Annotated in this window: 20 protein-coding genes; 4 read left to right on the plus strand and 16 right to left on the minus strand. The window is 37.1% G+C overall.

Annotated features, from left to right (window positions below; all coding sequences use genetic code 11):
* Positions 1-369: 369 nt before the first annotated feature.
* Complete coding sequence (locus tag MJ764_RS10045) at positions 370-978, minus strand: hypothetical protein (RefSeq protein ID WP_239326650.1); 609 nt, start codon at positions 976-978, stop codon at positions 370-372.
* A 385-nt stretch (positions 979-1,363) separates the two neighbouring features.
* Positions 1,364-1,852 carry a hypothetical protein gene (locus tag MJ764_RS10050; RefSeq protein WP_239326652.1) on the minus strand — a complete coding sequence of 163 codons (489 nt, stop codon included), beginning with the start codon at positions 1,850-1,852 and terminating at the stop codon, positions 1,364-1,366.
* 234 nt (positions 1,853-2,086) lie between these two features.
* Here MJ764_RS10050 and MJ764_RS11670 point away from each other — a divergent pair, with 234 nt between their 5' ends.
* From MJ764_RS11670 to MJ764_RS11675, 3 genes are all read left to right on the plus strand, one after another.
* On the plus strand, positions 2,087-2,218 hold the full coding sequence (locus MJ764_RS11670; RefSeq protein ID WP_369127171.1) for a transposase: 132 nt from the start codon (positions 2,087-2,089) through the stop codon (positions 2,216-2,218).
* Positions 2,219-2,425: 207 nt separating this feature from the next.
* Complete coding sequence (locus tag MJ764_RS10055) at positions 2,426-2,593, plus strand: hypothetical protein (RefSeq protein ID WP_239326654.1); 168 nt, start codon at positions 2,426-2,428, stop codon at positions 2,591-2,593.
* A 55-nt stretch (positions 2,594-2,648) separates the two neighbouring features.
* A complete protein-coding gene (locus MJ764_RS11675) occupies positions 2,649-2,831 on the plus strand; it encodes a transposase (protein WP_239374599.1) in 183 nt (60 codons plus the stop codon).
* 353 nt (positions 2,832-3,184) lie between these two features.
* On the opposite strand, the gene MJ764_RS10060 is transcribed toward MJ764_RS11675, so the two are convergent.
* The 3 genes from MJ764_RS10060 to MJ764_RS10070 form a co-directional block, all read right to left on the minus strand.
* Positions 3,185-3,580, minus strand: coding sequence for a DUF4279 domain-containing protein (locus MJ764_RS10060; RefSeq protein ID WP_239326655.1), 396 nt, complete (start codon positions 3,578-3,580; stop codon positions 3,185-3,187).
* A gap of 499 nt (positions 3,581-4,079) precedes the next feature.
* Complete coding sequence (locus MJ764_RS10065; protein ID WP_239326657.1) at positions 4,080-4,661, minus strand: hypothetical protein; 582 nt, start codon at positions 4,659-4,661, stop codon at positions 4,080-4,082.
* 48 nt (positions 4,662-4,709) lie between these two features.
* Positions 4,710-4,862 carry a hypothetical protein gene (locus tag MJ764_RS10070; RefSeq protein ID WP_239326659.1) on the minus strand — a complete coding sequence of 51 codons (153 nt, stop codon included), beginning with the start codon at positions 4,860-4,862 and terminating at the stop codon, positions 4,710-4,712.
* A gap of 311 nt (positions 4,863-5,173) precedes the next feature.
* Here MJ764_RS10070 and MJ764_RS10075 point away from each other — a divergent pair, with 311 nt between their 5' ends.
* Positions 5,174-5,422, plus strand: coding sequence for a transposase (locus tag MJ764_RS10075; RefSeq protein ID WP_420853950.1), 249 nt, complete (start codon positions 5,174-5,176; stop codon positions 5,420-5,422).
* 329 nt (positions 5,423-5,751) lie between these two features.
* Here MJ764_RS10075 and MJ764_RS10080 read toward each other — a convergent pair whose 3' ends face one another.
* From MJ764_RS10080 to MJ764_RS10130, 11 genes are all read right to left on the minus strand, one after another.
* Positions 5,752-6,582 carry an SPL family radical SAM protein gene (locus tag MJ764_RS10080; RefSeq protein WP_024496421.1) on the minus strand — a complete coding sequence of 277 codons (831 nt, stop codon included), beginning with the start codon at positions 6,580-6,582 and terminating at the stop codon, positions 5,752-5,754.
* 4 nt (positions 6,583-6,586) lie between these two features.
* The gene (locus MJ764_RS10085) at positions 6,587-7,933 is read right to left on the minus strand and encodes an MATE family efflux transporter (RefSeq protein ID WP_024496422.1); all 1,347 of its coding nucleotides are present in this window, start codon (positions 7,931-7,933) and stop codon (positions 6,587-6,589) included.
* Between the two features lie 182 nt (positions 7,934-8,115).
* Positions 8,116-8,649 (minus strand): single-stranded DNA-binding protein, encoded by a 534-nt coding sequence (locus tag MJ764_RS10090; protein WP_239326661.1) that lies wholly within the window; start codon positions 8,647-8,649, stop codon positions 8,116-8,118.
* 80 nt (positions 8,650-8,729) lie between these two features.
* Positions 8,730-9,353, minus strand: a complete 624-nt coding sequence (locus tag MJ764_RS10095; protein WP_239326663.1) for a lytic transglycosylase domain-containing protein — start codon at positions 9,351-9,353, stop codon at positions 8,730-8,732.
* A 226-nt stretch (positions 9,354-9,579) separates the two neighbouring features.
* Complete coding sequence (locus MJ764_RS10100; protein WP_239326665.1) at positions 9,580-9,942, minus strand: VacJ; 363 nt, start codon at positions 9,940-9,942, stop codon at positions 9,580-9,582.
* Between the two features lie 73 nt (positions 9,943-10,015).
* Positions 10,016-10,933 (minus strand): MlaA family lipoprotein, encoded by a 918-nt coding sequence (locus tag MJ764_RS10105; RefSeq protein ID WP_420853951.1) that lies wholly within the window; start codon positions 10,931-10,933, stop codon positions 10,016-10,018.
* Positions 10,930-11,214: an STAS domain-containing protein gene (locus MJ764_RS10110; RefSeq protein ID WP_100089420.1), complete on the minus strand. Its 285-nt coding sequence runs from the start codon at positions 11,212-11,214 to the stop codon at positions 10,930-10,932. Before MJ764_RS10110 ends, MJ764_RS10105 begins: the two co-directional genes overlap by 4 nt.
* A gap of 2 nt (positions 11,215-11,216) precedes the next feature.
* Complete coding sequence (locus tag MJ764_RS10115; RefSeq protein ID WP_420853952.1) at positions 11,217-11,819, minus strand: MlaC/ttg2D family ABC transporter substrate-binding protein; 603 nt, start codon at positions 11,817-11,819, stop codon at positions 11,217-11,219.
* Positions 11,820-11,869: 50 nt separating this feature from the next.
* Positions 11,870-12,382, minus strand: a complete 513-nt coding sequence (gene mlaD / locus MJ764_RS10120) for an outer membrane lipid asymmetry maintenance protein MlaD (RefSeq protein ID WP_239326667.1) — start codon at positions 12,380-12,382, stop codon at positions 11,870-11,872.
* A 24-nt stretch (positions 12,383-12,406) separates the two neighbouring features.
* A complete protein-coding gene (gene mlaE, locus MJ764_RS10125; protein WP_239326669.1) occupies positions 12,407-13,183 on the minus strand; it encodes a lipid asymmetry maintenance ABC transporter permease subunit MlaE in 777 nt (258 codons plus the stop codon).
* Positions 13,183-13,983 (minus strand): ABC transporter ATP-binding protein, encoded by an 801-nt coding sequence (locus MJ764_RS10130; protein WP_239326721.1) that lies wholly within the window; start codon positions 13,981-13,983, stop codon positions 13,183-13,185. Before MJ764_RS10130 ends, mlaE begins: the two co-directional genes overlap by 1 nt.
* Between the last annotated feature and the right edge of the window lie 74 nt (positions 13,984-14,057).

The raw sequence follows: 14,057 nt of genomic DNA on the forward strand, positions 1-14,057 counted from the left end.
GGCAAACTTGGGTAGAGACAAAAGGACTGGCTAAAGAAAAGCAGCTAGAGAATTTATTTTACTCATCAGACAGTCATTGTGTTAGAACGAATGCCGATGAGTAGGTAGTGTTTGTCAGATTAAATTTGAGCTAGTACAAACAAACTTCTCTGAACTTCATAAGGCAAAGCTATTACTTGAGTAAGCCATTTAAGTTTATTCAATTTTTTCATCCTATACCCTTTAAAACTCAAATATATTTATAAGTAAGATTAGTTTAAAGTATTAATTTCTTTTTTACTACAAATTTTTATTGGCACAAATTTTTAAAATAGAATTATTTATTAATCAAAAAAATAAAAAAGCCCTGTATTAAACCTGACTTTTAGTTTAACTATACATTCTAGGAAAATACTCGCTGATTCTGTCATTATCGAATAATCTATCTTTTGTAAAATCAACCGTATCAGATACAGCTATTGCTGTCCGCAGTTCTTTTGGAAAATCTTCGATAGACGCATAAATTGTAGGTATTAAATATCTAAAATAATCCCCCATTTTGGTTTCACCATCATAACCAACTACAAAATCATGACCTGGCCTACAACCTTCAACTGCGTAATAGACAAACACACCTTTTTTGGCAGGTAAACCCTCATCAGTAATGACATTTTCACGTTTAGACTCTTCAAATACTTCTCTCTCAATTTCTTTTCTATTTTTATATGCCTTATAGGTAAGACCAGAATATAAATCCAATATAGTTTCGCCATGTTTTTTATATGAATACTGACTAAATTTATCTAGACCTTCGGAAATGTGTTCCATAAAGGGTTCTAATAATAATATTGAACTATAATTTGATAATAGAGCCTTAGGTAAATCCCCCCAGCAGTTATTTACCATTATCGCAATTTTTCCAAATTTATCCATTGCAGGCCAGTTAAATATTGTTCCAAATTCTGGTTGCCAATTTGCATTTAAATCTTCATAACTCATCTAAAGTTTTTCTCCGGCCATGTTTGTTTACAATTTAGACTAGTACTAACTAATCTATTTTCACCATACGTTTTTTTTACCATATACATTTCTTGGTCTCAATGCATTTGTGAATAAACTCTTTCAAATGAACATTCAATATTTTTAGCCTTATTTTTAATTAATGAATTGATCAAATTAAATATTTAAATAAAAACCTCCTTGATTATTCAATCATAAAAAGATATTTTTAAATCAAAACACCATAATACAATTGTTGTCATCGCCCTACCAAAATTTAGTTTATCTCCTAACTTTATTTCATCACTATCATTTGGGTAATTCATTTGGCACCTTGTTATATTCACTTAACAATATCCAGAAAACTAATAATTGAATATTTGAACTAATATCCAATTATGCTTAACCCAACCTTTTTTACTAGTATTTCAATTTCTCTTTTTAATAAAATTTTGTTTTTTGGAATCAAAAATTGGTGTGTTAAATCATATCCAGTAGTAGTAATACAACCTAATAAGGGGTAAATCAATGTACATAGTTTTTTTTCTTTAAGAATATTATTTATTATGTACATATAATGGTTGAATGATGCAATCTTTCTAGGTTTTTCATCTATTATAGCTATTACAGTTCCTTTTGATAATTTAAACAGCATTTTATATATAAACACAAATTTTCTTTTTATTTTATTAAATAAAATTTTCTTTTCTATATCATTTTTAATGTCAGCATAAGAGACTAAATATGCATTAATGTATTCTTCTTCATTCAGAATGTGGTCAAAAATAGAAATACTAAAAATAAAATAATCTTTTATCAAAAAATCAAAATTTTGAAAATCAATTTTTATTAATTTATCAATTGCATTTTTCATTCTCTTAAATATTTCCTTTCGGGAATAAGTATACAAATACTAACATCTTTTTTATTATATAACCGCCTATAACTTCCAGCGTGTCCCTCACCTTTAGTCTTAATTGACGAACTCCTCCCCTAAAATAGCACAGCCTTAAAATAGAAAATTCTCTTATTAATTCACAATAGGATTTATACATAAAAAATGACTGAACATCAAATCGTATCTATTTCAAAAGAAGCTTAAGCCGGCATCCCTGTCAAAGAACTTTGCCGTGAATACGGCATGGGTAATTCAACTTTTTATAAATGGCGAGAAAAATATGATGGTATACAAACCTCGGATATCAAACATTTAAAGAAACTGGAAATTAACAAGCGTTAGCTCAAACAGATATTTGCAGAGTTGAGAGATTTAAAATTTTAGCATCCTGAAGAAATCATAAAAAAACGCTAGCGCCCACCAAGACACGTAACATTTGTGTTCTATTTCCACAATCAAATCATCCTATTACTATTGCAATAAGCTATTCTAATGTTGGTTAAAGCCACTATACTTACTCTTACCAACCTAAATTACAAAAGATTCAATGTGAGAAATAACTTTAATCGTGAGGTGTTAAACATTAATCTTGCAGTCAGCTTACCGGCTGGTAGAATTTCTTGGTATCTAGATAAACTGGCCAAATATCATCGTTATCCACTAAAAATACGGGTGGATAACGAGTTAGAAGTTACCGGAAATACGCCCATCAACTGAGCAAAATCACATGGTATAACTATAGATTACATCAACCTCGGCAACCCATATCAAAATGGCTATATTGAATGAACAACTAATTGTACTTAGCGTACAGAGGGTATTGGATTTATATCTTTTTAATAATCTGGCACAAGCAAGAAAAGCAACCGAAGAATGGCTAATGCTTTATAACACAAAAAGACCTTATAAGGCATCAAATGACATGACACCGATTGAATATAAAACACCAAAATAGACAGCGTAATTTTTTATGTCTGTTCTGTACTAACAATAATGTATTAACAGGCGAAATCTCCCCTCCTGTTCTGGGTCAATAAAATTTCCACATATACTAGCAGACTCCCACCTGCATAATCATAAATGTTTATTTCATCCATCAGCCCGATTGAATCACTCTGAGATACCACCCTGTCTTTGCATCGTATGCACCAAATCAGAATACAACTAATTTATTTGAATAAATATATCTTATACAGTTTTTATCATTGTCATCTGATTAAAAATATTTACTATTAATAGCAACAACCAATTAACCCACTTTTTTTAAAAATTGGGTTAATTTATTCATTTGTAAAATACATATTTTTATCAGTATATATTAAAATCTATATCAGCACTGATACTTGCTATGAATTTCAATACATCGGGTTTTAACCGCATTACAGGATATTCATCATTTTCTAAACGAATAACTACATCAAAAAGCATGTCTATATTTAGCTCAGACCTTATTCGATTTAGAATATCTTCTTTATCTTGTATTAAACCAATTATTTTTTTTAATTGGATATTAATATCGTCTGATTTTTCATAGCCAGTGTCTATAGACCACATTGTTTCTACTGCCGGCCAATTTTTTCCTGCAGGAACAATCCCCTTGATTATTGTACTATTTGGAAGAACATTTAAAAGATCTGTTATAGCACTCGGTTGAAAATGTTCACCATAAATGTCAAAAGCAACTTTCACGGATGTCGTTTCCATATTTAAATACCTTTATAAAATATAACCTGTAGGGATGCCACTTTCTTTACTTTCTTGTTTTCTAAGAATCCACAACTATCCAGTTTTTTATCAATATATATATCATAATGCTTAATCTGTACTCTATCATCTAAAAAAATCTATTCTATTTCATGAGTATAATGACCTCTTTGCTTCAGATATTTATTGGCAATTTTTTCAATATTTAAGGTTATTCTTTCCATTGTCCGGATCATCAGTATCTGGCAGATTGGGAACTTCCCCTATATTTGCATTGTCTATTTCAGCATCTTTAGTCTTGAATTTCTCACTATTCAATATACTATTATCATATTAAGCTAATTTTTGACTAAAAGATTTTTTCAGCTAATACCGATAGGTATAATAAACAAAAGAAAGCAACGGAATCTTCTTCAATCTTCAGTTTTGTCGAGCCACATTACATATTTCCTAGTCCCTTTTTCAATTAGTATAATTTAAAATATTTACTGGATTAAAATTATTCATCTTCATCGAGTTTTCCAAAGACACTTTCTACTTTTTCCCAATATTTTTTATAATAAATCTCATATTTTTCTTTATCATACAATCTTTTATATACATATTCACGCCCATAAATAGCATAAGTAATACCTTCTCCTACTTCTCCATCTATTTCCCATTGTTTAAGGATAAACAATTGAATTTTTTCATCCTCTGATAATTGATTTAACTTTTTAACTAATACTGTTTCCTTTAATCTGGAGATAAGCATGTAACGGTTTATATCTTCATTGCTTAACATATTACAAGATAACTCCCCCCAAAAAGAGTCATCATTCAAAACCTGACGAGCATAACGAGCCAGGCAATAACGATGTGGCCTTTTCCAATCAATTGGTACTTTTAATTTACTAATACACTCATGTGCTTTAGATATCCAAGATTTTTTATCCGTATTAAAAACATTAAAAGAAGTATAAAATTCAAATGTATCCAACCTATAAATAATGATAAATACACCATAATCATCCATACATGCAACATTAGCTGTAAAGTAATCATTTTTAGCCAAACATTCTGGTATTATCATATCATTCATACTTTACTCTATTAATTTAATTATAAAAATAAATGCAAGAAGATGAATTTAATTATACTCACTTTTTAAATGATCTGGGACTGGTTTCTTACTCCCAATTTTTCTCCATGACATTGCCCATATTTCATCCGTTTCTGAATCATAATCACATTCATGATCTTGAGCTGCCTGCATTAAACTTCTCAAAGCGTTTAAAATCATATTGTATCTTTTTCTATACTTTCATCCTTTTCCGTTATATTGAACTTGTAACTTATATATTAGCCCTATGTTAAATGTTCTCAACAATGAAGTTAAGGAATTAAATATAGGGCTATTTCCATGTGCGAAAAAAATCTTGACAAGTCGTTAGAGGCTGTGGGTTCAGGTGTAGGAGGCTTTGATTATCCCTGCTTGGTATTAGCGCGTTATATGGGTATAGGCGGTGAGGCTTATAACTAGCCCCTAAAATAGTACAGCCTCGAAGTAGGAAATTCTCTTTATTAACCCACAGAGGATTCAAACATGAAAAAATGACTGAACATCAGATCGTAGCTATTTTAAAAGAAGCTCGAGCCAGTATCCCCGTCAAAGAACTCTGCCATAAATATGGCATAGGGAATTCAATTTTTTATAAATGGCGGGAAAAATACGGTGGTATGGAAACGTCCGATACCAAACGTTTAAAGGAACTGGAGGCTGAAAACCGCAAGCTTAAGCAGATGTTTGTCGAGCTGAGTTTAAAATCTCAGCTTCAGGAGGAAATTATCAAAAAGCGCTAGTGCCTACCAAGGCTCGTAAAACTTGGACTCTGGAACTACAAGAAAGTCATTCTGTTACTACTGCAATGAGCTGCCTAAGCCGCTGCGCTTAATTATTATCAGCCTAAGTTACAGGATGATTTGGTGCCTATTTCGCTACTAAGTACTAGACTGACAGGCATTGAAGTAGTTACATATTAGGCACAACCAGCCTAATAAAGATGTAGGCCTTCTGGAGCGAATTTTTAATCTATCCCCTCCAGCATAACCATGCAACTTTGCTTTAAGGAGAAAAGATTTAAATTGATGTAAATATAGCTCGTTAATATCCATTGTTATTCACCTTCATTTTATTTACGATGTTCAATCACATTTCCTAATCGCAAGTGAAGTCCATATTTATCTAACAAACCTCGAATAAAATCGTCATTTATTTGGATCTTGTTTTTTTTCAAAGATAGATAGGTGCTTGCCAACGTTTTATCATATGAAACTATTTTTTGTTTTATATAAGGGCTTAAATTTATATGTTCTACATAAACAGATTTAGTACCTGTTTGTGCAACAAGTGAAATAAGAGATTCTAATTCAGAAGGATTTTGAAGAAGATGGGGTAATATTGGTCCAAGAAATGCATAAGTTCTAATATTATGACTATTCAGTTTATGTAATGCATCTAATCTGCTCGTTATAGATGGCGCTTTTATCTCTAGTGCTCGGCTTATACGATCCTGAGATGAAGTAATAGTAAAACCTACTTCAACATTTTTTAAACCTTGCAAAACATCTATATCCCTAAGCACTAAAGCTGACTTTGTGAGTATGCTTATCAAACCAGGGTAATTGGTATTTTTTAATATTTCAAGCATATTCCTAGTTAGTTGATATTTTTTTTCAAGAGGTAAATATGGATCTGTTACTGAGCTAAAAAATATTGTTGAGCTCGAATTTTTATCTAAAAATTTTTTTAATTGTTTATCAAATATCTCTACTGAGTTTTTTTTTATATAAACATAATTCCCCCAGTTTTCGACAGGCTCGCCAATGAATCTCCCCATAAAGCTTGCATAGCAATATAAACAGGAAAAACTACAACCAATATAGGGATTTACAACATAATCAGTGTCTGGTAATTTAGATTTTATAATAATATTTTTGCAGTCTATTTCATAATATTTCATAAAGCTATCCTTCTTTATACTTATTTGGTAGGGTTATATTATGAAAATATAACAATGTAATTTTTGATGCTATAATCGCCGCAATAATCAGCGCAAACCAAAATCCTTTCACCCCAAACTCACCATCGAAAGTCAAGAAATAACCACCACATAATCCTATTCCCCATAGGCAACTACCTAGAATAAGAGTTGGTATAAATGTTTTATTAAAACTTCGCAATACGCCACTAACTATTGTATAAATCGCATCAAAAAAATGATAACAAGCAACAAAGCCAATTAATAAGGATGCGACATCACATACAATTTGATCAGTTGTATAAAATGAAGCAATCTGTTTTCTTAGCAAAAAAAGCAATAAACTATATATAAAAGCAATTAAAACCCCTGATTTGATACATGAAAACCCTACTTTTTTTGCTAATTGATTTTCTTTTACCAAATAACTCCCCACAATTACTGAAGAGGCACTACCTATTGACAAAGGGATTAGATAAGAAATGTAAGACACATTCGCAGCGATTTGATGGCTAGCCATTGTAGTCAATCCCAAATTAGCAACCAATAGACCTATAATAGTAAAGGAGCTATAATCTACTAAGAAAGTGAGGCCAATTGGGCCTCCAGTTTTTAATAAAAAAAGTTGTGTCTTAGTTGAAATTTTGAACGAAATTGACAATGGGATTTTCTTTTTAAAAAAGATACAAATAGCTATTATAAGAACTAACCACGACGCACAAACGGTTCCTAATGCGCATCCATTAACTCCCATAGCTGGTATGGAATAGAATCCTAAAACAAAAAGATAAGTAAGTACACCTTTGATCGCAAGTCCGATAAAATTTGTAAACATAATTATTTTAGGCTTATAAATTCCTGAGGCATAGGCAAAAATAATTTTATAAATTAATAACGCAGGAACACCTATAATTAAAATTGTTAAATATTCATTGACTTTAAAAAATGACTGTTCATCTAGATGACTAATGTTAATCAGTGGCTCTGCGTTTAATAATATAAAACAAACAATAATCGAAAGTATTATTGCTAACCAGAATCCTTGCGCAGTTAAATTTTTTACATTTTCAAACCCTCCGTCACTATATTTTTGAGCGTACAGGGGGGGTAATATTAACAAAATTGCAGAAAATCCAATAAAAATAGTAAAAAAAACATTATCCCCAACGCCCACAATAGCAATGTCAAGAGAAGAGAAATGCCCAACAATTATCAAGTCAATAATGGAATAGCTTGTAACAGCCAATTGGCCTATAAATATAGGCCAAGCCTGATTTAATAGTAGCTTTGGTATATTCATCTTATTTTTGTTCATGGAATTAGTGTATGTCATATACTAGAGCCTTTGCTGGACATAAATCATGGCACATTGAGCAACCATCACAATTTTTATCAAAATTATACGGAATACTTTTAAACGAGTTACAAGTAACCATATTTTCACATATATTACATTTAACGCATTTATCCTCTAATAGCGTATAACAATATTGATTCTTAATCAATTTTAGATAATTAAAATGGAATATCATCATCAATATCATCCACTGGCGCCGGTGTGGGTGCTGGCCGTGGTGCCTGACGGCGTGGTGCCGCCGGTGGTGGGCTGGAAGCAGCAGGTGCAGCATCATAACCGCCCTGACTATAGTTGTTGCCACCCTGTGCATAATCAGCACCGCCACCTGTTTGGTCATAGCCGCCACCAGCACTGGTGCCATCATTACGGCTTCCCAACATTTTCATTTCATTGCCGATGATGTCGTAAGCAGTGCGTTCGATACCATCTTTACCGCTGTATTTACGGCTTTGAATACGACCTTCGATATACACCTGACTACCTTTACGCAGATACTGGCTGGCTATTTCACCCAGTTTGCCAAACAGGGTAATGTTGTGCCATTCGGTACGGGTCTGGCGCTCACCATTGCGGTCACGCCATTGTTCATCAGTAGCGATGGAGAAGTTGGTTACTGCATCGCCGCTAGGCATATATCGCGTTTCAGGGTCTCGACCCAAACGGCCAACCAGGATGACTTTATTAACAGACATGGTGGTTTCCTAATAATGAATACAGGTGGTCTTTCCAGACAACCCGTGTTAAAAAGATTATCTTTGTTACAGAATAGTTATTACGCCCATTGCCAGTGCCGCTGCCACGCACTGATAACAGCATTTGAATAAGTAGTACGGCCCAAACTGCCATTATAACGCGCCAGTGCTCTGGCCATATTACCATTCTCTCGATTTCGATAATAACGCAGGATGGTGCAGCCATAACGTAAGTTAGTGCGAATATCGAATAAGTTATGTTCCGGCCGGCCAATCTGTTTCACCCAGAATGGCATTACCTGCATCAGTCCGCGTGCCCCTACTCCAGAAATAGCATATTGGCGAAAACGGCTTTCTACTTCAATCAGCCCCAGTATCACCTGTGTATCCAGACCAGCACGCATCGCTTCATACTGGATGTTGGTGAGCAAACGCTTACGTGCATAATCATCTGAAACATATGGCGCAAGCCGTGTCGACATGGCATTTAACCAGCGGCTGGCTTCTGCCGGCGATGCAAAAATCAGTCGCGGTGGGTTGGCATTATTGACTGCATTGCGCATGATGGAAGTTACATCATCAGCAAGCGTTTCTTCGCGTTGCGCGCCTGCCAGTGCCATACGTGGCATGGCTACACCGAGCATGGCAGCGCTGCCAGTCAGTAATAACTGGCGTCGCGATACAGTTTTACTTCTGCGCTGCATATGAATTAATTCCGGTTATGTACAGCATATAAACTGGTTTGAAAGTTGATTGTATACAATTGTAATCGATTATTTTAAATCAGGTTAGCAAGATTAAAGATTATGCAATCAATTTGTGGTTTAACAGAATGATTTCAGCACAGAATAATAAATGTCAGACAACTGCTTTTAATGCAAAAAAGCCGATGTTTAACATTGGCTTTTTTGCATAGACAATAATACTGGTTTAATTCAGGGCAATAGGCACGAATGCTTCACGTGCCAGTTCTTCCTGTGCCAGATCGGTTACCACTGTTGAAATTTGTACTCCAAACCAGTCCTTAAAATTATCTAAGCTTAAAGTTGGCCATAAGCTTTCATCCTCGCACCAGTCAGCCAGTTCAGCTGCAAAGATATCCTGATAGCGCTGTTCAATTTCAGCCCACAAATCATCAATATCCTCGTAGGCAGAAGTCAAATAGGCATTGGCATCCTGCTGTAAACTCTCTAATGATAACTGTTCCTGATCAATATCGGGCAGGTTTTGTAACCATGCCCAAAATGGTTCAAGTGGAACAAGCAAAAATACACTGCGGTTAACTTCAAACATGATTGCATTCCTGTTGTAATACGACCTGAATTTCAGTTACTGGTTTAAACTCCAGCAATGCCTGCACTCATGCTTAGTACACACTCCAGTAAGGCTGGCTTGCTGAAGTGGCCGTAGCAGGTAGTGTTGTAGTATTCGTATATTTGGCTGCTACTGGTTCAGTTGTTACAGGCATACTGCCACTGGCAGATGCTGAGTTTTTTTCTCCAGTATCAGTAGGTTTATCTGCCGAAGCTGGTTGTGCACTAGTGTTATCACTATTTGGTGCCACCAAGCTGTCGATATCATCATCCTCATCTTCATCGGCAGGAAATAATGTGCCACCCACCTGCCTGTTACGCAGTTTCATATACACATCACGCATATAGGTATAGCGATCTAGCGCAGCATCATTCAGGCTGTCGGTTACATCCAGCAATGCCTCACGTGTAGCAATACCATTTAAGCCGGCAGTGCTCCAGCGCACAGTATTATCTTTGAAGATAGCATTTTCTATCGGAAACGCATCAGTGATGGTGCTACCAATACTGTCGCGTACAGTTGACGGGCCTAAAATCGGATAAATGAAGTAATTGCTGTTTTTCCAGCCCCATGAGGCAAAAGTATCACCAAGTGTATTTTTGTTATTCGGAATCTGGCCGGCATCAGCAATATTCAGCAAACCACCTAAACCAAAAGTGCTATTGATACCAACGCGTACAAAATCTGTACTGGCCTTTTCAATATCCAGCCGCAACAGATTACTGCCGAAGCTAACTACATCACGCAGATTATTGAAGAAGTTATTTACGCCGGTGCGTACGGGTGAAGGTGTGACTTTACGGTAACCACGAGCTACCGGTGTCATGATATAACGATCCAGATGATCGTTAATATTGAACATTACCCGGTTATATCCTTCGTACGGGTCTTTATAGGTCTGTTCTTCGGCCCAGCCTACCTGACTCAGGCATAATAGCAGTGTAGCTGCCAGCAATTTTTTTTTACTCATTGTAATGATTCCTCTACGCCGTAAAGTGCCATCAGGGTAATCAGCCCTGCTGGTACTCCGGCGATGTGCAACATGAATTTTTGTCTACGCGCCAATCGCTTTGCCGCCACTAATAAGGCCACACATGCTGAATCGGCTTCGGTGACACCACTGACATCCACTTTTTCAATGCCGGCATTCTGGATACAGTCACAAAATCGCTTGTAATCGTTTTCCCCTACTGTACTCATGGTTACCTTATCATGAATCATCAGGGTTTTACCCTGCACGGTGGTTTGCATGGTTATTTATCGTTTTTAGCACGTAAATCAGCTACCAGACCATCAATACCTTTCTGGCTGATGGTTTGATTAAACTGGTTACGGTATACGGTAACCAGACTGGCACCTTCAACGGCGACATTGTAAATGCGGTACATGCTACCAGCCTGATACATGGTGTAATCCATGCGTACTGGTTTGCTGTTAGGTGTGGTGATATCTACACGCACAATGATTTCACGCCCATTTTTATTCACTACCGGATTACTGTAAACGTTTGCTTTGGCATTTCTGAATTTCAACATGGTACCGGAGTAAGTACGAATCAACAGGGTTTTAAATTCCTGAGTCAGCGCCTGCTGCTGTGCTGGGGTGGCTGTACGCCATGGTGCACCTACAGCCAGTGCAGTCATGCGCTCAAAGTCAAAATAGGGAATGGCATAGTTTTCAGCCTGACGGCGCACTTGATCGTCATTTTTTCCATTAGCTGCGCTCAAAATATTCAATACCTGAGTGGCATTATCCTTTAGCTGGCTTACTGCCTGCTGTGGCGAAGCAAAAGCCATGCTGATGCTCATAATACCAATGCTTAATATACCCAGTAACGTAGATTTGTTCAGTTTCATTGTATATTCCTTCAATTAAATATATTGTGTGTTTATCTGCTGCTATTTTTTTACTCACTGGCCGAAGCTGCAGTACTGTCTATTTGTTTGTTATTGCCTTTGGCGTTACCCTCAGCAAAGCTGGTCATAAATTTACCGATCAATTGTTCCAGTACCAAAGCAGAACTGGTAATGGTAATGGTGTCACCATCGGCCAGACTATCCGGATCTCCGCCCTGCTCCAGCCCAATGTACTGATCGCCAAGTAGACCAGAAGTCAGAATCTGCGCAGAAGTATCGCTACTAAACTGGTACTGTTTATCAATTTTTAAAGTTACTTTAGCCCAATAAGTTTTGGGATCGAGGACAATTTTGTCAACCCGCCCTACTACCACTCCGGCAGCTTTGACGGGAGCCTGTGCTTTCAGCCCGCCAATATCGCTGAATGAAGCTGATAAAGTATATGTGGGTTGGGAGGAACCAATACCATTACCACCAGCTACGCGAAAAGATAAAAATAGGATTGCCACTATGCCTATTAAAACGAATAGACCAACCAGCATTTCCAGACTGTTTTTTTTCATATCATTACCCTGTTAATCTGTATCTTATTTGGTAAACATTAGAGCTGTCAGCATAAAATCCACTGCCAGAATAGTCAGAGAGCTGGATACTACAGTACGTGTATTGGCACGCAAAATGCCTTCTGAAGTAGGCTTTGCATAAAAGCCCTGATAAACCGCAATCAGAGTGACTACCACGCCAAACACTAGTGATTTAATCAGGCCGTTTACGACATCATAATGAAAATCCAGATTATTCTGCATTTGTCCCCAGAACACACCGCTGTCCATACCAAAATATTTTACGCCAATCAGATAAGCACCATATACGCCAGCCACATTAAATATAGAGGCCAGTAAAGGCATGGAAAACACACCAGCCCAGAAGCGCGGAGCCACCACCCGTGCCACTGGGTCAATAGCCATGACATTCATTGCTTCCAGCTGCTCAGTGGTTTTCATCAAACCAATCTCGCTGGTCATTGCGCCACCCGCACTGCTGGCAAACAGAATTGCCGCAAGTACAGGCCCCAGTTCCCGCAGCATGGCAGCCGCCACCATATAGCCAAGGATATCGGCCGATTTGAATTTGGCCAACTGCGTATAGGCCTGCAAGCCTAGCACCATACCGACAAACAGCCCAGATACAGCAATAATGATGATCGAGAGAACACCGGAAAAGTACATTTGCCGGATCATCAGGCCCGGGCGACGTAAAACAGTGCCACTGCGCAACAGGGCGGCAAACAGGAATAATGTTGCACGCCCCAGATGCTGGACAAAACTCAGGGTTTTTGCACCCAGTTGCTCAATTGCTTTCATCACGCGATGTTTAAATCCTGTTGTAAGGTGGTGGTTACCGGATAGCGGAATGCTACCGGCCCGTCAGCCTGCCCATGAATAAACTGATTTATCCATGGTGAATCCAGTTCACGCATTTCTTGTGGAGAACCGGAAAAAATAATCTCGCCATGTGCCAGAAATACCACATGGCTGGCAATATCCAAAGATTGCTGAATATCGTGTGTCACCATGACACTTGTGGTTTGCAAAGCGTTGTTGATTTTACTTACCAAGCTGGCTATCACGCCAAGTGAAATCGGATCCAGTCCGGTAAATGGTTCATCATATAATAATAGTGCTGGGTCTAGTGCAATGGTGCGTGCCAGTGCCACTCGGCGTGACATGCCGCCGGAAAGCTCGGATGGCATTAAGCTCTCTACTCCGCGTAAACCCACTGCATTCAGCTTCATGGTTACCAGATCATGAATCATACTTTCTGGTAAATCGGTGTGCTCCCGCATCGGAAAAGCCACATTATCGAAAACAGATAAATCCGTAAACAGGGCGCCAAACTGAAACAGTACACCCATGTTGCGGCGGTGGTGATACAACTCTTCACGACTAAATTTGGCAATATCGCGGCCATTAATCAGTACCTGCCCCTGCTGTGCGGTAATCTGGCCGGTAATCAGGCGCAATAATGTGGTTTTACCACTACCGGAACTACCCATAATAGCAGTGAAGCTACCCTGTTCTAGTTTAAAATTAATGTTTTTCAGAATGGAGCGATCGCCATAAGCGAAGCTCACATCTTTCATTTCAATAAACGGCGTCGCCATATTGAGATTTCCCATGCCGTATAGCAATTTAGATTTTATGATGTCTGCCGGTATTTATCAAATACGTGTGAGCA

Source organism: Snodgrassella gandavensis (genome assembly GCF_914768025.1).
In the GTDB taxonomy this organism is placed as follows: domain Bacteria; phylum Pseudomonadota; class Gammaproteobacteria; order Burkholderiales; family Neisseriaceae; genus Snodgrassella; species Snodgrassella gandavensis.